The organism is Hyphomicrobium sp. D-2, from assembly GCF_029872155.1.
In the GTDB taxonomy this organism is placed as follows: domain Bacteria; phylum Pseudomonadota; class Alphaproteobacteria; order Rhizobiales; family Hyphomicrobiaceae; genus Hyphomicrobium_A.
Window position 1 is genome coordinate 366930 of record NZ_JARXLA010000008.1, and the last position, 17132, is coordinate 384061.

At 61.0% G+C, this 17132-nt stretch carries 18 protein-coding genes; 10 read left to right on the forward strand and 8 right to left on the reverse strand.

Going from position 1 to position 17132, the window contains the following annotated elements; translation table 11 throughout:
* Positions 1-181 precede the first annotated feature (181 nt).
* On the forward strand, positions 182-571 hold the full coding sequence (locus QEZ49_RS14160; RefSeq protein WP_280387861.1) for a DUF2794 domain-containing protein: 390 nt from the start codon (positions 182-184) through the stop codon (positions 569-571).
* A gap of 248 nt (positions 572-819) precedes the next feature.
* On the opposite strand, the gene QEZ49_RS14165 is transcribed toward QEZ49_RS14160, so the two are convergent.
* The 3 genes from QEZ49_RS14165 to QEZ49_RS14175 form a co-directional block, all read right to left on the reverse strand.
* Positions 820-1563, reverse strand: a complete 744-nt coding sequence (locus QEZ49_RS14165; protein ID WP_280387863.1) for a Bax inhibitor-1/YccA family protein — start codon at positions 1561-1563, stop codon at positions 820-822.
* A 159-nt stretch (positions 1564-1722) separates the two neighbouring features.
* Positions 1723-4302, reverse strand: a complete 2580-nt coding sequence (locus QEZ49_RS14170; protein WP_280387865.1) for an FtsX-like permease family protein — start codon at positions 4300-4302, stop codon at positions 1723-1725.
* A complete protein-coding gene (locus QEZ49_RS14175) occupies positions 4299-4991 on the reverse strand; it encodes an ABC transporter ATP-binding protein (RefSeq protein WP_280387867.1) in 693 nt (230 codons plus the stop codon). The genes QEZ49_RS14170 and QEZ49_RS14175 overlap by 4 nt, the downstream gene beginning before the upstream one ends.
* A gap of 112 nt (positions 4992-5103) precedes the next feature.
* Between QEZ49_RS14175 and QEZ49_RS14180 the strand changes: the two genes are divergently transcribed.
* Genes QEZ49_RS14180 through QEZ49_RS14190 form a run of 3 tightly spaced genes read left to right on the forward strand, consistent with a single transcriptional unit; the run spans position 5104 to position 7473 of the window.
* Positions 5104-5817: an arylesterase gene (locus QEZ49_RS14180; protein WP_280387869.1), complete on the forward strand. Its 714-nt coding sequence runs from the start codon at positions 5104-5106 to the stop codon at positions 5815-5817.
* A gap of 12 nt (positions 5818-5829) precedes the next feature.
* On the forward strand, positions 5830-6408 hold the full coding sequence (gene thpR, locus QEZ49_RS14185) for an RNA 2',3'-cyclic phosphodiesterase (protein ID WP_280387871.1): 579 nt from the start codon (positions 5830-5832) through the stop codon (positions 6406-6408).
* A 48-nt stretch (positions 6409-6456) separates the two neighbouring features.
* A complete protein-coding gene (locus QEZ49_RS14190; RefSeq protein ID WP_280387873.1) occupies positions 6457-7473 on the forward strand; it encodes an NAD-dependent epimerase/dehydratase family protein in 1017 nt (338 codons plus the stop codon).
* Between the two features lie 103 nt (positions 7474-7576).
* Here QEZ49_RS14190 and rho read toward each other — a convergent pair whose 3' ends face one another.
* The 3 genes from rho to hemE form a co-directional block, all read right to left on the reverse strand.
* A complete protein-coding gene (gene rho, locus QEZ49_RS14195) occupies positions 7577-8839 on the reverse strand; it encodes a transcription termination factor Rho (RefSeq protein WP_280387875.1) in 1263 nt (420 codons plus the stop codon).
* A gap of 239 nt (positions 8840-9078) precedes the next feature.
* Positions 9079-9498 (reverse strand): protoporphyrinogen oxidase HemJ, encoded by a 420-nt coding sequence (hemJ, locus tag QEZ49_RS14200; protein ID WP_280387877.1) that lies wholly within the window; start codon positions 9496-9498, stop codon positions 9079-9081.
* 2 nt (positions 9499-9500) lie between these two features.
* Entirely contained in the window at positions 9501-10568 is a 1068-nt protein-coding gene (gene hemE, locus QEZ49_RS14205; RefSeq protein WP_280387879.1) for a uroporphyrinogen decarboxylase, read from the reverse strand.
* A gap of 434 nt (positions 10569-11002) precedes the next feature.
* On the opposite strand from hemE, the gene QEZ49_RS14210 reads away from it, so the two are divergent.
* The 5 genes from QEZ49_RS14210 to dnaQ are packed head-to-tail and all read left to right on the forward strand — an operon-like array spanning position 11003 to position 14670.
* Positions 11003-11863: a pyruvate, water dikinase regulatory protein gene (locus QEZ49_RS14210; RefSeq protein WP_157066781.1), complete on the forward strand. Its 861-nt coding sequence runs from the start codon at positions 11003-11005 to the stop codon at positions 11861-11863.
* Entirely contained in the window at positions 11847-12467 is a 621-nt protein-coding gene (locus QEZ49_RS14215; protein ID WP_280387883.1) for a Maf family protein, read from the forward strand. Before QEZ49_RS14210 ends, QEZ49_RS14215 begins: the two co-directional genes overlap by 17 nt.
* Complete coding sequence (locus tag QEZ49_RS14220) at positions 12464-13291, forward strand: shikimate dehydrogenase (RefSeq protein WP_280387885.1); 828 nt, start codon at positions 12464-12466, stop codon at positions 13289-13291. Before QEZ49_RS14215 ends, QEZ49_RS14220 begins: the two co-directional genes overlap by 4 nt.
* Positions 13292-13293: 2 nt before the next feature.
* Positions 13294-13911, forward strand: a complete 618-nt coding sequence (gene coaE, locus QEZ49_RS14225; RefSeq protein ID WP_280387887.1) for a dephospho-CoA kinase — start codon at positions 13294-13296, stop codon at positions 13909-13911.
* Between the two features lie 36 nt (positions 13912-13947).
* Entirely contained in the window at positions 13948-14670 is a 723-nt protein-coding gene (gene dnaQ, locus QEZ49_RS14230) for a DNA polymerase III subunit epsilon (RefSeq protein ID WP_173952853.1), read from the forward strand.
* 167 nt (positions 14671-14837) lie between these two features.
* Here dnaQ and secB read toward each other — a convergent pair whose 3' ends face one another.
* Positions 14838-15353, reverse strand: a complete 516-nt coding sequence (gene secB / locus QEZ49_RS14235) for a protein-export chaperone SecB (RefSeq protein WP_068463018.1) — start codon at positions 15351-15353, stop codon at positions 14838-14840.
* 104 nt (positions 15354-15457) lie between these two features.
* The gene (locus QEZ49_RS14240; RefSeq protein WP_280387890.1) at positions 15458-16039 is read right to left on the reverse strand and encodes an FxsA family protein; all 582 of its coding nucleotides are present in this window, start codon (positions 16037-16039) and stop codon (positions 15458-15460) included.
* A gap of 216 nt (positions 16040-16255) precedes the next feature.
* Between QEZ49_RS14240 and QEZ49_RS14245 the strand changes: the two genes are divergently transcribed.
* Entirely contained in the window at positions 16256-16987 is a 732-nt protein-coding gene (locus QEZ49_RS14245) for a Tim44/TimA family putative adaptor protein (RefSeq protein ID WP_280387892.1), read from the forward strand.
* The last annotated feature ends 145 nt before the right edge of the window (positions 16988-17132 follow it).

Sequence of the window (17132 nt, forward strand, 5' to 3'; positions counted from 1 at the left end):
TCCGCGCCGCGAGTATTGGCGCAGGGCTCGCGATCCTGCTGGCGACGGCTCAGCAGCAACGCGCTCGGCGGCCGGCTCCCCGCAGGGGAGTCGCCGAGCGCAACAAACATTTAAACCTTGTGACGCTTGAAATCGTCCGCAGTCAGGGCAATCATGAAGCTATCGTGACAGGGAGGCTCCATTGGGCGATTCTGAACCGATAGTTTTCAGCCCGCCGCGCGCGGGCTCCACTCGCGGGCCTCAAGGTGCGAGTCAAAGCACCGACGCCCAGCGCCATACCGTTTTCACCCGCCAGGAACTCACCGCAATCCTTGATGTCTATGGCCGCAAGGTCGCCTCGGGCGAATGGCGCGACTACGCCATCGATCTGGGGCGGGACATGGCGGTGTTCAGCGTCTTCCGCCGTTCCAGCGAAGTGCCGCTCTATCGCATCGAGAAAAACCCGAAGCTGGCGCGCAAGCAGGGCGCGTACAGCGTCATCGCCGCCACCGGCCTCATCCTAAAGCGCGGCCATGAATTGAAACGCGTGCTGGCGGTCTTGGAAAGCAAGCCGCGACTGGTGATCGCTTAATCGGTCGCGCAGATTCTGAAGTAATCATCCAACGTCATCGCGACGAAGGTCGGGAACCACGCAACGTTGCGCGGAACAAGCATCGGTTCATTGCGCAGCGGCTGGCCGGGATGCCGGCCTGCGCCGGCATGACGACCGATACGGTGCCGACCTTCCTCCAAAACAAAAAGGGCCCCGGATTGCTCCGGGGCCCTCTTTTCATTTGTTAGCCGCGACGCCCCTCTGGGAGGCCGGCCGCGGCCAACTAATTACTCGCGATTACCGAACAGGTTCAGAAGCATCATGAACATGTTGATGAAGTCGAGGTAGAGGCTCAGCGCGCCCATGATGGCGCTCTTGGCCGCAAGCTCGGCATTGCCGGCAACCTGGAAGTAGGTGTCCTTGATGCGCTGCGTGTCATAGGCGGTGAGGCCGGCGAACACGAGCACACCGATCGCAGACACAGCGAACTGAAGCGCGCTGGACTGCAGGAAGATGTTCACGATCGAGGCGAGAATGATGCCGATCAGGCCCATGAACAGGAAGGAGCCCCAACCGGAGATGTCACGCTTCGTCGTATAGCCCCACAGGCTGAGAGCACCGAACGTTGCTGCGGTGATGAAGAAGATCTGCGTGATCGACTGGCCGGTGAAGACCATGAAGATCGACGACAGAGAAACACCCATCACAGCCGCGAACAGCCAGAACGTAACCTGAGCAGCACCAACGCTCATCTTCTCAACCCGGAAGGAGAGGAAGAAGACGAACGCGAGCGGAGCAAGCATCACAACCCACTTCAGCGGCGATGTGTAAAGCGCCTGACCGAAAGGAGTGAGCTGGCCGCCGGACAAAGCGAGCGAGTAAGTGAGGTAGGCCGCGATGCCCGTCAGCGCCACGCCCGCCGCCATATAGTTGTAGACGCCGAGCATGTAGGAGCGCAGGCCTTCGTCCACTCCGGCCCGGTTCTGGGCGGAATAGCCGGATGTCGCGTACCTGTTGTCGAGCTGAGCCATATGTATATCCCTGAAGATTCGTCTGATCTGGCGATTTTAGCCAAATCCTGTTTCGAAATATGCTCTGTCAACGCGTCTCTTTCAAGACATGCAATGGGTTCAGCAGCCCGCTGACGAAGAATTTATCAGCCCCGATATTACTTGATATTCATCAAGTCTTTACTCGGACCTGAGGTAAGGCACCGGTGGTGCTCTCAACACGGCCCAAGTGCCTGCACTGCCGAAGATAAACACCAAGGCCATCGACAGTCCCAGCGCCAGCCCGACTGCGCCGAGCGAGAAGCTGAAACTCACTTTCATGATCTGAGTCACAACCAGTGCGGCGGCAATACTGCCGACAACCGCCGCCACCAGCGCCGTCACCGTCGCCAGCACCAGATATTCGGCGAAGTGAGCAGTGAGAATACGCCGTCGCGTAGCGCCCAGAGTTTTCAGGATAACCGCCTCAAGGATGCGCCGCCGCTGCGCCGTTGCCAAAGCGCCCGCCAACACCAGCGCACCGGCCAGCAGCGTCAGGCTGCCGGCACCGCGCACCGCTGTCATCACCTGGGTGAAGATCGATCCCACCTTCGACAGCATGTCCTTCACCCGGATGGCCGTCACCGAGGGAAACTCCTGCCCCATCGCCCGCATCGCGGCGTTTTCAGCCTCTGGCGAAGCGGCTTCCGGTAGCGTCACCGTCGCCAGCAGATTATGCGGCGCGCCCGCCAGCGTATTGGGCGAGAACACCATCACGAAGTTGATCGCCAGATTTTCCCATTTCACCGCACGCGTGCTGGCGATTTTGGCGGTCACGTTGCGACCCAGCACGTTGACCGTAACCTCATCACCGATCTTCAGCCCCAGCTTCTCAGCCAGCCGCGCTTCGAACGAAACCAGCGGTTCGCCCGCATAATCCTTCGGCCACCACTCGCCAGCCACCAGGCGCGATCCCTTCGGCACTTCCTCCGAATAGGAAAGCCCGCGGTCGCCGCTCAGCACCCATTCGTCCTCGGGAGCCAGCTTGAACTCCTCGACCGGCTTGTCCTTCAGCCGCACCAGCCGCCCGCGCAGCATCGGCTCGGAATCAACCACCGTGCCCGGCAGCTTTGCCTTCAGCAGCGCGTCCACCGCCGCCATGTCGTCCTTCGGCACGTCGATCATGAAATAGTCTGGCGCCCGCGTCGGTAGACCATCCTGCAACTCGCGCACCAGCGATGCATCCGCCAGCGCCACCGCCACCAGCAGCGACAGACCCGCACCCAGTGACAACACCACCGAACGCGTCAGACCATCCGGCGCACCGATGTTAGCAATCGCCAGCGCCAGCTCCGGCTGCCGTGGACGACGCACACGCCGCGCGGCCCATGTAATTGCCATGCCTAGCGCATGGAACACCGCGAACACCACGATCAGCCCGCCGATAAACGAAAACGCGATGCGCGTTGAATCCGATGTCAGCAGCGCAAATCCCGCAAGCGCCAGCGCGATGACGAACGTCGCCGACATCATAGTTGCCGATGGCCATCGCTTGTCCGGCGCCACCTCATCGCGGAACAGCATCGACGCACTCACGCGTTCCACCCGGCCCAGCGGCCACAGCGTGAACAACAGCGCCACGCCGAAACCGTACACCAGCGCCGTCACGACGCTCAGCGTCGAAACGCTCATCTTTGCTTCAATGGGCAGCAAACCGCCGAACAGTGCGTTGAGCCCATAGGGCAGCAGCAAACCCAGCACCAGGCCGATCACGACACCAACTGCCGCAACAGCAAGCACCTCGACCAGAAAGATGCCCAGCACCATGCGGCTGGTCGCGCCGATGCTTTTCATCGTTGCGATCACCTTGCGGCGCTTGTCGATGAACGTCGCCACCGCGTTGGCGATGCCGACACCACCGACCAGCAACGCCGTCAGCCCGATGAAGGTGAGGAACTCGCGCAGCCGATCCAGCGTGCGGCTGATGCGCGGCGACGGCTCGCGACGGTCCATCACCGTGAACCCAGCTTCCGGCAACATCGCCTCGATCTTCGGTTTCATGCCCGCCAGCGCGGCGTCGGAAACGTTGCTATCTTCCAGCTTCACCGCATAGCGCCAGCGCACCAGCGTGCCCGGCTTCAGCAGTTCGGATTGCGCCAGCGTTGCATCGGAAATGAAAACGCGCGGTCCGAACGTCAGCCGATCCGTCAGCCCGTCCGGCTCCGCCTTCAGCGCGCTCGCAACCTTCAGCTTGATCGCGCCGATTTCAATCTCGTCGCCAACCTTCAGCTTCAGCCGTTCCAGCAGCGTCGGGTCAACCACCGCGCCTTCGCTTAGGGCCTCGTATAGTTCGCGCCCGTCGTCCAGTTCCACCTCGCCCACCAGCGGATAGGCATCATCGACGGACTTCAGCTCCGCCAGCGCCTGATCGCCGCCATCGGGCCGCCGCGCCATGGTGCGCATGGTGGCGGTTTCGCTCACCCAGCCGAGGCTGTCTATCTTCTCGCGCTCTTCGCCTTCAGAGCGTTCATGTGTGCGTGTCAGCGTCAGATCACCGCCGAGCAGCGCCTCACCCTGACTTTCAAATCCGGTGCGCAGCGCGTCCGAAACCGCCCCGACGCCGGTGATCACCATCACGCCCAGCGCCACGCAGGCGATGAAAATGCGAAAGCCCGAAATGCCGGAGCGCAGCTCGCGCGCGGCGATGCCCAGCAAAAGCGGCAGTGTGCGCCGCCGCGCCCCGATTGGCGGCGACAGCGTATCGGTATCCGTTGCCGTCACGTGAGGGCCGCCTCCCGTTCGCGTTCAATGCGGCCGTCGGCCATGTAAATGATGCGGTCGCACGCTTCCGCCAGCTTCTCGTCGTGCGTCACGAGGATCAGCGTTGATTTGCGCCGCTGCTGCAGACCGAACAGAAGATCGACCACCGTGCTGCCGGTGCTGCGATCCAGATTTCCCGTCGGCTCATCCGCCAGAATAAGCTTCGGCTTGCGCGATAGCGCCCGCGCTATGGCCACACGCTGCTGCTCTCCGCCGGAAAGCTGCGCCGGATAATGATCCATGCGGTGGCCCAGCCCCACTTCTTCCAGCAGCGCACGCGCGGTGTCCTGTGCGTCGCGGTCCCCCGCAAATTCCAGCGGCAATGCGGCGTTTTCCAGCGCCGTCATCGTCGGCACGAGGTGAAACGACTGAAACACGATGCCGATTTCAGCGCCGCGGATCAGCGCCAGCGCATCTTCGCTCAAGCCCGAAAGATCGTGCCCCGCCACGCTCACCTTGCCCGAGGTCGCGCGCTCAAGCCCGGCCATCACCATCAGCAACGATGTCTTGCCCGAGCCCGACGGCCCGACAATCGCCAGCGACTGTCCGCTTTGCGCCTTCAAATCGACATCACGCAGGATTGATACAGGCCCGGCGCGCGTTGGCAGCGTAAGGCACACCTTTTCAAGAGCAACTATGGGTTGGGTCACAGTTTGGTCCGTTGGCGGTTGATGGGCGTGCCACACTTGTCTCAGCTTGAGGGCGCCTTTACGTCATAGGGTCACTAAGGCCCGTACGTTGTCGAGGAGCAGCATGAGACCGATGCAGAAAAGACATAACGTAACGGCGGAGAGAATTCCGGCTGTCGGTCAGGTGGTGTCTACGACTATGATCGTCAACATGCTGGTGGCCATCATGCTTTTCGCATCGAGCTTCCACGCCGCTGCGGCTGAAAAAGCGATCCACATCGCTGCATTCGGCGACAGCCTCACCTCCGGCTATGGCGTCCGGCCGGCCGATGCGTTTCCCGTGCAGCTCCAGAAACACCTCAAGGCGCAGGGCCATAACGTCACCGTCAGCAACGGCGGCGTTGCTGGCGACACCACCGCGGCGGGGCTTGCACGCATCGACTGGACCATCGGCGATGATGTCGACGCCGTCATTGTCGAACTCGGCGCCAACGACGCGCTGCGTGGTATCGATCCCAAGGTGACGCGCGAGAACCTGCAGAAAATCCTGAGCGCTCTTGCAGGGCGCAATCTGCCCGTGCTGCTCACCGGCATGCGCTCGCCCGCGAACTGGGGCGAAACCTACTCCGATGACTTTGACGCCATCTTCCCGGAGCTGGCCAAGGAGCACAGCCTCCTGTTCTATCCATTCTTTCTTGATGGCGTCATTCTCGACGTGAAGCTGAATCAGAAGGATGGCATGCATCCCAACGCCAAGGGCGTCGCCGAAATTGTCCGGCGCATCACACCTTCCGTTGAGGAATTGATCGGCAAGGTGAAAGCGCAACGCGCCGCCGAGAAAAGTTGAAAGGTCAGTGCCATGCCGCGCCTGTTTACGGGCATCGAAATTCCCCCCGAAATCCGGGAGGAAATCGCCCGGCTGAAACATCCGCTTCCGGGCGGCAGCCGTTGGACCGAACCCGACAACCTGCACCTGACGCTACGCTTCGTCGGCGACATCGAGCCCCCGCAGGCGCAGGAATTTTCCGATAATCTTGAATCCATCGACCTCGACGCATTCGAATTGCGGCTGTCAGGTCTGGGCGTATTCGGCGGCAACGAACCACGCTCGATCTGGGCCGGGGTCGAGGATTCCGCGCCGCTCGAAGCTTTGGCCCGCGCCAACGATCGCGCTGCCCGTTCCGCAGGCCTGCCGCCCGATGGCCGTGCGTTCAAGGCACACGTCACCCTGGCGCGACTGAAATACGCCAGCTCCGATGACATCGCCCGCGTGTTGCAGCGCCTTGGCGCCTTCCGCACGCGCCCGTTCATCGTCTCGCGCTTCGTACTTTATTCCGCCAAGCCAAACACTGGCGGCGGCCCCTATGCCATCGAGGAAGCTTTCAACCTGCGCGGCGGCGAATACGCCACCGACCTCGACCTCGACTACAGCTGGTAAGCCCGGCGCGCCACTCCTTGGCATGGCCGCTTCAATCGGGAATTAGCCATGGCGAATGCCGTCATCGTCGGCGGAACCGGCCAGATCGGTTTCGCAGTCGCGCAACGCTTGGTCGAGGCAGGCTGGAACGTAACGCTCACCAGCCGTCACCCGGCTCCGCTCCTTCCGGTAGAATTCCGGCACTCCGTTGCAGATGGCACGGATGCAGTCGCGCTAAGTGCCATTGTTGGAACGGACACCGATCTACTGCTTTCCTGCGTGGCCTACGGTGCCGACGACTCCCAGCGCCTTGCTGGCATCAGCTCCGCGGTTGGGCGAATCGCAGTTGTCTCCACCGCCAGCGTCTATTGCGATACGGCCGGCAGATATCTCGACACCGCCGCTTCGACCGGTGCACCACGATTTTCAGGTTTGCTGACGGAACAGACTCCGACCGTCGATCCGGATTCAAACACCTATTCATCCAACAAAATTGCGATGGAGCGGGCACTGTTGCAGCAGGCTTGCTGCCCGGTCACCATACTGCGTCCCGGCGCAATCCATGGCCCGCACAGCAAACTGGCGCGCGAATGGTGGTTCGTGAAGCGCCTGCTGGATGGTCGACAATCCATCCCGCTGGCCTATCGCGGCGCCAGCCAGTTGCAAACGACCTCCACAGCCGCCATCGCCAACGCCGTCATTCAGGCCGCAAACGGCCAGCTCCCGCCAATCGTCAACGTCGCGGATGCCGATTGCCCGACAGTAACTGACATCGCGCAAACCATCATGCGCCTGATGGGGATGCAGGCCGAACTGATCGCGCTGCCGGATGAGCCCAACTACCCACCGCAATTCGGCGCGACGCCGTGGTCCATTCCACATCCGATGGTGTGTTCAACTATTATCGACAGTGCCGAACTCTATGCTCGCGCCGTCGAGCCAGCCATCCGCTGGCTGCTAGATACGGTCGATAACGGCAACTGGCGCGAGCGCCTGCCGGTTCTGGCGTCATTGCCTCCGGACCAGTTCGACTATGCAGCCGATGACCGTGCCTGCGCGCTGCCGGGCGCCACGCGCATCGCATAAAAAAGAGCTGCGACAGCACCAGCCATCGCAGCTCCAAATATCGTCCGAAACGTCAATCATCGGTCCAAACGAAAGCCTGGAGCCGCATCGCGCATTCGCGCGATTAGGTATTCATCGACGAGAAGAACTCGCCGTTGGTCTTGGTCGACTTCAGCTTGTCGATAAGGAATTCGATGCCGTCCATCGTGCCCATCGGATTGAGGATACGGCGCAGCACGTAGACCTTCTTGAGCTGATCCTTCGGAACCAGCAGGTCTTCCTTGCGCGTGCCGGAGCGGGCAACGTCGATGGCCGGGAACACGCGCTTGTCCGAAACCTTGCGGTCCAGGATGATTTCCGAGTTACCGGTGCCCTTGAACTCTTCGAAGATCACTTCGTCCATGCGCGAGCCGGTATCGACCAGCGCGGTGGCGATGATCGTCAGCGAACCGCCTTCTTCGATATTGCGGGCCGCACCGAAGAAGCGCTTCGGGCGCTGCAGCGCGTTGGAATCAACGCCGCCGGTCAGCACCTTGCCGGAGGACGGAACAACCGTGTTGTAGGCGCGGCCGAGACGGGTGATCGAGTCCAGCAGAATGACCACGTCACGCTTGTGCTCGACGAGACGCTTGGCCTTCTCGATCACCATTTCCGAAACCTGCACGTGGCGGGACGGCGGCTCGTCGAAGGTCGACGAAATCACTTCGCCCTTCACCGAACGCTGCATGTCCGTCACTTCCTCCGGGCGCTCGTCGATGAGCAGCACGATGAGGTAGCACTCGGGGTGATTATGCGTAATCGAGTGGGCAATGTTCTGCAGCAGCACCGTTTTACCGGTACGCGGCGGGGCGACGATCAGGGCGCGCTGGCCTTTGCCGAGCGGCGCCACGATATCGATCACTCGCGGCGACAGATCCCTTACGGTCGGATCTTCAGTTTCCAGCTTCAGCCACTGGGTGGGATATAGTGGCGTGAGGTTGTCGAAGTGGATCTTGTGCTTGGTCGCTTCCGGCTCTTCGAAGTTGATCTTATTGACCTTCAGCAGCGCGAAGTAGCGCTCGCCATCCTTCGGAGACCGGATCTGGCCCTCGACCGTATCGCCCGTGCGCAGCGCAAAGCGTCGGATCTGTGAGGGCGACACATATATATCGTCAGGCCCCGGCAGATAGTTCGCCTCGGGCGAACGCAGGAAGCCGAAACCGTCCTGAAGAACTTCAACCACACCGGTGCCGGTGATTTCGATATCTTTGGCCGCGAGCTGCTTAAGGGTCGCAAACATCAGCTCCTGCTTGCGCAGGGTCGACGCATTTTCAACGCCGTTTTCTTCGGCAAAGCTCAGCAGCTCGGTCGGAGACTTGAGCTTCAGGTCTTCGAGCTTCATTTCCATTTGGTATGGCTCCGGGGGCCACGGCTGTTGGGGCGGGAATTGATCAATGAGAAGGTTAGCCGGGCCGGAAAACTGGGGAATTTATTAGATTGTGGCCAGCGCCACTGGCGGTCGGCCATGCCCTTGGATGAGCATTGGCGACCAACTCATAAGCCTGAGCGGCCCCGAGTCGATGCGGATTTCATGCAAGTTATATCAGAGAGAAAAGCAAGAGAAAAGCGTCTGTGACAAGATTTCGGTCAGAACGGTTTCAGAACCACCAGCAGAACGATCGCTATAAGGAAGAGCGTCGGCACCTCGTTGGCAATCCGGTAGAAGCGCGCCGGATGGGTATTATTGTCGGCCGCGAACTCCCGCCGCCAGCGGCTTAACGCCCCCTGATATCCCGAAAGCAGAAACACCAGCAGCAGCTTTATGTGCAGCCAGGGCTCGGCGAAAGCCCCCATAGTATATGCTAGCAAGGGGCCCGTGATCCACACCACCAGCATCGCCGGGGTCATGATGGCGGTCAGCAGCCGATATTCCATCACCTTGAAGGTTTCAGAAAGCTGCGAGCCGACCGGCGCATCGGCATGATAAACGAACAACCTCGGCAGATAGAAAAGCCCCGCGAACCAGGCGATCACAGCCATGATGTGCAGGGCTTTCAGCCACAGCATCGTCAGGTGCCCCCGCGAACCAGCTCAACCAGCCGCGCCACATGCTCAGGCGGCGTCTGCGGAACAATCCCGTGGCCGAGGTTGAAAATCGCCGGCACGTCGCGCAACGCCTCAAGGGTTTCCGCGATCCGGTCCTCCAGCGCCTGGCCACCGCTGACCAGCAGCAACGGGTCGAGATTGCCCTGCACCGTCACACCGGCAAACTCCGCCAGGGCCCGCATCTGGCCCAGCGGCATTGCCGTATCGCATCCCAAACCGTCAACTTTCGTAGCCAAAACATAATCTTCCGCGTTCAGGCCCCCCCCGCGCGGAAACCCGATGATCGGCACGTCCGGATGCCGACGCTTCAGCTCTGAAACGATTCTCACCGTCGGCGCTACCACCCACGCCTGGAATTCCCCATCCGGGAGATTTCCTGCCCAACTATCGAATATCTGCAGCGCATCGGCGCCGGCCTTCACCTGGCCGTCGAGGTATTCGATCGACGTTTCGACCACGATGTCGATCAGCCGGGTGAACGCTTCCCGATCGCGATAGGCAAACATCCGCGCCGCCGCCTGATCCGACGAGCCGCGACCGCCGACCATGTACGTCGCCACCGTCCACGGCGCGCCGCAGAAGCCGATCAGCGCCACCTCGGCTGGCAGATCCTGCCGCAACCGCGCAACCGTTTCGTACACGCGGCCGAACTTTTCGCCCGTTCCCGCAAGATTGAGCTGCCCAAGGCCCGCATCATCCGTAATCGGATCAAGGCACGGCCCCTCGCCTTCGAGAAACCGCACCTGCTGACCCAGCGCATCGGGAACTACCAGGATATCCGAAAACAGGATCGCAGCATCGAAGCCGTAGCGGCGGATCGGCTGCAATGTCACTTCGGTCGCCAGCGCCGGATTGTAGCAGAGATTCAAAAATCCACCGGCGGTGGTGCGAACCTCCCGATACTCCGGCAGGTAGCGTCCTGCCTGACGCATCAGCCAGATGGGCGGTGGCCAGACGGCTTCGCCTGCGAGAGCTCTCAGCAGCTTGCGGTTGGCCTTGATGGAGGTGTCGGGGTGTGCGGGTGCACTCATCTCTACTTAAACCAATCTAGAATCTGAGACTCTTATTTTTATTCTTCTTACCTCAGGGGGTTTCGAGGATTAGCCTGTTGTCCTAGCCTAATCCTCGGCTCGCGCACAGGGGCGCAGCCTCACCGCTCTATCTGGTGTCTCGTCGGATGGCAAAGCCACTAGGACCGCTGAATGCTTCTCAAAACAATGGCATGGCGGCTGACAGGGATCTGCAAGTGGCGCGTCCTACCTGTTGAGAGATGCTGGACGAGACGCCAAGAAAGTTTCAATCCTCAGGGAGAGACAGCTATCACGTCCAGCAATCCCGGTTCCGGCTGTTGTGAGCCATATCGTGGATGAGTGGGTTAGGCCGAGGTAGGATCGCCATCGGTTGTATCAGCTCACTGGATAACACGGCACCTTATCAACAATCCGTCCCGCGGAACGCCAAGGTCATGACGGCCAGTTTGCCGAGCTTCTTTCATCTGCATCTCGTGTCGGATTCCACCGGCGAGACGCTGACGACGATCGCCAAGGCGGTCTCGGTGCAGTACGCGCTGGTGCGCCCGATCGAGCACGTGCATCCACTGGTGCGCACCCCGCGTCAGTTGAAACGGGTGCTGCAGGAAATCGAGCAGACGCCGGGCATCGTGCTCTACACGATCACCAACCGCGAGCTGTCCGAGGAACTGGAACGCCGCTGCGTCGAGCTGAAAATTCCCTGCCTTGCCGTGCTGCATCCCATCATGCAGGTGCTGGAAAGTTATCTCGGCGCACCGCGCACGCCGACAGTTGCCGGCCAGCATGTTCTCGATGCCGATTATTTCCGCCGCATCGATGCACTCAACTTCACCACGGCGCATGACGATGGGCATCTGCCTGAAAACATGAACGACGCCGACATCGTTGTGCTCGGCATCTCGCGCACATCCAAAACGCCCACCAGCATTTATCTCGCCCAGCGCGGTTACAAGACCACCAACCTGCCGCTGGTGCCTTCGATCCCGCTGCCGGAACGGCTGATGAAACCGCACTCCGCGTTCGTCGTGTGTCTGGTTGCCAGCCCCGATCGCATTGCCGAAGTGCGCCGCCAGCGTGCAATCATGATGGGCGATCGCAACCTTGGCGAATATGTCGATCGCGACCGCATCACCGCAGAGATTGCCTATTCACGCCGGATCTGCGCGCAACAGGGTTGGCCCATCATTGATGTGACGCGCCGCTCGGTTGAAGAATCGGCGGCGCAGATCCTGCGGCTGCTGCACGATCGTCAAACCCCTAAGAAAGCAGAGACAAAAGATGCCAGCGACGGCTAACGCCCATCAGATCGTACTTGCATCCGGCAGCCGCGCCCGGCGTGAAATGCTGGCGGCCGCCGGTGTCCCGTTCACGGTGCTGCCGGCCGATGTCGATGAGCCCGCAATTCGCGACCGGCTTTTCCGCGAAAACCCTTCCATCACGCCGCAACACATCGCCGAGGTGCTGGCGACCGCGAAGGCCGAGGAAGTCAGCGCCCGTTGCCCCGGCGCTTTTGTCATCGGTGCCGATCAGGTGTTGGCGCTGGGCGTTGAGCTGCTGAGCAAGGCGCCGAACATGGATCTAGCGCGCGAAACACTGAAGCGCCTGCGCGGCCGTTCGCACGTTTTGCATTCGGCCGTCGTGTTTGCCGAAAACGGCAAGGTCACCTCGCGCCATGTCGGCGCGGCCCGGCTTACGATGCGCAATTTCTCCGACCCGTTCCTTGAGGACTATCTGCTGCGCGCCGGCGAGAAAGTCACGCAGTCGGTCGGCGGTTATGAGCTCGAAGGCCAGGGCGTTCAGCTCTTTGAGCGTATCGACGGCGACTACTTCACAATTCTGGGTCTGCCGCTGCTTGAGGTTCTGGCCGAATTGCGCGGCCGCGGGAAACTTGAAGCATGAAGCGCGCCTGTGTCATCGGATGGCCGATTGAACATTCGCGATCGCCGCTGATCCACGGCTATTGGCTTGCCCAGCACGGCATCGACGGCAGCTATACCAAGGTTGCCGTTGCGCCCGACGATGTCGCGCAGTTTCTGCGCACCTTGCCGGAGCAGGGTTTCGTCGGCTGCAACGTCACGGTACCACATAAGGAAATCGCGTTTTCCATCGCTGAAGAGGCTGAGGAAGCCGCGCGCGTCGTCGGTGCCGCTAACACGCTGTGGCTGGAGGGCGATCGGCTGTTCGCCACCAACACCGACACCTATGGCTACATGACCTACCTGTCCCATGTGGTGCCGGACTGGCTTGCCCATGATGGTCCGGTTTGCATTCTGGGTGCGGGTGGCGCCGCGCGCGCCATCGTTTACGGCTTCCTTGAAACCGGCGTTGAGGAAGTTCGGGTCTTCAACCGCACGCGTGAGCGCGCTGAAGCCATTGCCGATCAGTTCGGCCCGCGGGTGAAAGTGTTCGACTGGGACAATCGCAGCGATGCATCGCGCGATGCCTGTGTGCTGGTGAACACCACCGCCGTTGGTCTCAAGGGCAACGGATCGCTTGGCATCGACTTCGCGGGCTTCAATCCCGATTGCGTGGTCAGCGACATTGTCTATGTGCCGCTGGAAACGCAGCTCATTGCCGATGCAAAAAGCGCTGGCTTGCGCACCGTGGATGGCCTGGGGATGTTGTTGCATCAGGCTGTGCCTGGATTTGAGCGTTGGTTCGGTGTACGCCCACAGGTAACCCCCGAGCTCCGCCAGCGCATCATTGCCGACATCGAGGGCTGAAAATGCTGATCGTTGGGCTCACTGGCTCAATCGGTATGGGAAAATCCACCGCCGCTGCACATCTGCGGGCGCGTGGTCTGCCGGTGTTTGATGCCGACGCGGAAGTGCATCGCCTCTATGCCGGAGGAAAGGCTGTTGAACAGATCGAACGCGCCTTTCCGGGCACGACCACACAGCAAGGCGTCGATCGCCAGCGTTTGAGCGCGGCCCTGCTCGCACATCCCCAGCGCATTCGCGAGCTGGAGGCGATCGTGCACCCGCTCGTCCGCGAGGCCGAGCGTTCATTTCTGAATGCCGAAGCCCGTCGCGGCACGCCGATCGCTGTTCTGGAAATCCCGCTGCTGTTTGAATCCGGCGCTGACCGGATGGTGGACGCCGTTGTCGTGTTATCCGCTCCGGCCGAGGTGCAGCGTGAGCGCGTGCTGAAACGCGGAGTGTCGCCGGAAAAGCTGGATGCGCTGCTCGCCCGCCAGATGCCCGATGCAGAAAAGCGTCAGCGCGCCGATTTTGTCGTGGACACCGGCGTCAGTGTTGAAGAAAGCCGGGCGACTTTGGATACAATCCTCGAAGCATTGCGCGCTCGGCACGGCGCTGCATTCAACCGCTTCTGGTCTGCCTGACCTTCACTTGATCTCTCAGCACCGATTGGATCGTCCATGCGCGAAATCATCATGGATACGGAAACGACCGGATTCGATCCGCGCAAGGGCGACAAGCTGATTGAAATCGGCTGCATCGAGCTGGTCAATCGCATCCCGTCGGGGCGCGAATATCACTGCTTCATCAATCCGGAGCGCGATGTTCCGGCCGACGCGCAGGCGGTGCACGGCATCTCCACCGAGTTTCTGCTCGACAAGCCGGTGTTTCCGCTGGTGGCGCAGAGCTTTCTGGATTTCATCGCCGGCGATCCGCTCATCATTCACAATGCGCAGTTCGATATCGGCTTTCTGAACTTCGAACTTGGGCTGCACGGCTTTCCGCTGATCGCGCAGGATCGGGTGACGTGTACGTTGCAGCTGGCGCGTCGGCGTCATCCGGCAGGGCCCAATACGCTCGACGCACTATGTAAGCGCTACGGCATCGACAATTCGAAGCGCACCAAGCACGGCGCTCTGGTCGACTCGTTGCTGCTGGCAGAAGTTTACATTGAGTTGCTGGGCGTTCGGCAGGCGACGTTCGTCGATTTCGCTGCCGATGGTTCAGGTGCCGCTGGTGGTGAGGCCGCAACATTCAGCGGTCAACGCAAAGCTGCGCAACGGCCGGCTCCGCTGGCTCCCCGGCTTGATGCGGCAATGGTCGAAGCCCATCTCGAATTTGTGAAGTCTATGGGCGAGAAGGCGCTGTGGCGCCGCTATCTTGCAGTGTCGGAAGACGCTTGATCGCGGATCGGGCAGCCAACGTATTGCCCCGACTGCCCAACAAATTCGCCGGCAATCTCCGGCCATTCAGAACCCGGCCAATAAAAAAGCTCCGGCGTTGCGGCCGGAGCTTTTGCATATCTGAAATAGCTGTCCGCCGAATACTTCGGCCTCAGCTTAGCGCCGTCTCAGTTCTTGACCTGAGACTCGCCCTCGCCAGACTTGGCGTGCTTTTCCTTCTGGCGGGCCATGTAGAGCTGCGTGAAGTCGAACGGATCGAGCAGCAGCGGCGGGAAGCCGCCTTCGCGCGTCAGGTCGGCAGCCAGACGGCGCACGAACGGGAACAGGATCGACGGGCAGTTCACCAGCAGGAATGGCTCAAGCGCCGATTCCGGAATGTTCTCGATGCGGAACAGGCCGGCATAAACGAGCTGCAGCTGATAGATCTTGCCGTGCTTGTTGGTCGCCTGCGCATCGAAATCGATCGCGCTCTCGTACATGTTCGGGCCGACGTTCTTTGCGCCGACATTGATCATGAGCTGCAGATTGGGCTGATCGCCCGGGTCCTGCATCAGCTTTTCAATGTTCGGATTCTCGAACGAGAGATCCTTAATGTACTGGGCAGCAACGCTAACCTTCACGGGTTGGGGCTGCAGATTGATGCCCTCGTCGGGCTTGCCGTTGCCGTTTGTCGAGTTCGCCATTGCTTTCAATTCCGTGCCGGGGTTGCGCCTAATTGGCCGCGTGTGAGTGGCGGCTAGCTAACACGCTGGCCCCGTCGCGACAACGCTGTAAGCTCATCATCGGGTTAACGTGACCGATCTTCGTCATCGTCCAGGCGGGTGAAAGTCCCCTCAATGATGACCGGTTCGCCGGGCTTTTGGGCCTCCGGCTGGGGTTCTGCCTGTGCGCGCCCCGGCGAGCGCCATCGGCGGCGCCGGTCTTTGTTGCCATCTGCGGCGTTGTCGTTGTGATTCGGCGCTGGGGCGGCCATCCCGGGCAAGACCGATCCCAACAGCAAGCGCCGCAGCGGTGGCACCAGCAGCGCCAGACCCAGCGCGTCCGTCAGAAAGCCGGGCACGATCAGCAGGCTGCCGGCAAAGATGATGGCGTAGCTTTCCGCCATCGATGAAACGCCAAGGCGGCCGTTGTTCACCGAATCGAACATGCGCAGCAGCATGGAGCTGCCCTGCCAGCGAATAATGAGAATTCCGGCAAAAGCCGCCAATATCAGCAGGCCCACAGTGGCCAGAAAGCCGATTTGCTGGCCGACTAGGATCATCAGCGTGATCTCGATGACCGGCAGCGCCAGCAGGGCTAGGATCGCCATAAGTTGCAGCGGCGACATCATTGCCGGCTTTTCCTTTCCCGCTAGCAGGTTGTTGAGCATGCCAGCACCATCCCGCGCGCAAATGTGGTGCATCGGCGCAATCGGGTTGGCATTGCCATTTTTGTGCCTTACCTTGAAGAAAGGACTACCTTAACCCCTGATGGCGGATCGGATCAGAGGCCCATCTTTCCCCGGATTTGGGCTTCCATTAAGACGCGATCATATATTGCTGTCGTATCCAGTCACGCTGTTGATTGCCAGGAAGGCAGCCGTTCTATGACCGATCTGTTCACCCTCATCTCGCTCATCGTCGCGGTCGTCGTGGTGTTGAAGCTGAGAAGCGTTCTGGGACGCCGTACGGGTGACGAGGAAGCCCGCATCGAGCGCCGCACAGCAGCCCGTCAGGGCGCCGCCGGTGCGCCGGGCGACAACGTCGTCGCTCTGCCCCGTCGCGATGCCGATACTTCGGGCGCCACCATCGCGCCTGAAATCAACCAGGCCGACGTTGAAGAGCGCATCAAGACCATGCCGGGCGTTGAAGCCGCCGCCCGTTCCGGTCTGGTGGAAATTTCTCGCCTTGACCCGCAGTTCGAACCGGAAACGTTCCTGCGCGGCGCAAAGCAAGCCTACGAGATGATCGTCACGGCATTTGCCGAGGGCAATCGCAAGCTGCTCAATGATCTGCTGAGCCGCGAAGTCTATGATGGCTTCGAAGGCGCCATCGCCGAGCGCGAGGGGCGCGGCGAGCAGGTCGACCAGAGCTTCGTCGGCATCAACTCGGCAAACATCTCCGAAGCTGAATTGAAGGGCGGGATTGCTTCCGTCACCGTTCGCTTCGTCAGCGAATTGATTTCGGCCACCCGCGATAAGGCCGGGGCAATCATCAACGGTGACCCGCAGCGCATCAAGGAAGTCACTGATATCTGGACCTTCAGCCGTGATATCTCGACCGCGAAGGCGCGCGCCAATCCAAACTGGCGCCTGATCGCAACGCAGTCACCCGCCTGATAGGAATTATGGGCCGCCCTCGATCATCTCGATGGCGGCCCATTCTGAATTTTAGCGTTGCGGCTCTGGTGCAACGCGGGGGAGAGGCAAGGGGTGGCGTCGGCAATTGGTCCGGCGCTGCTGTTTTTTGGGGGCCATACGCGAC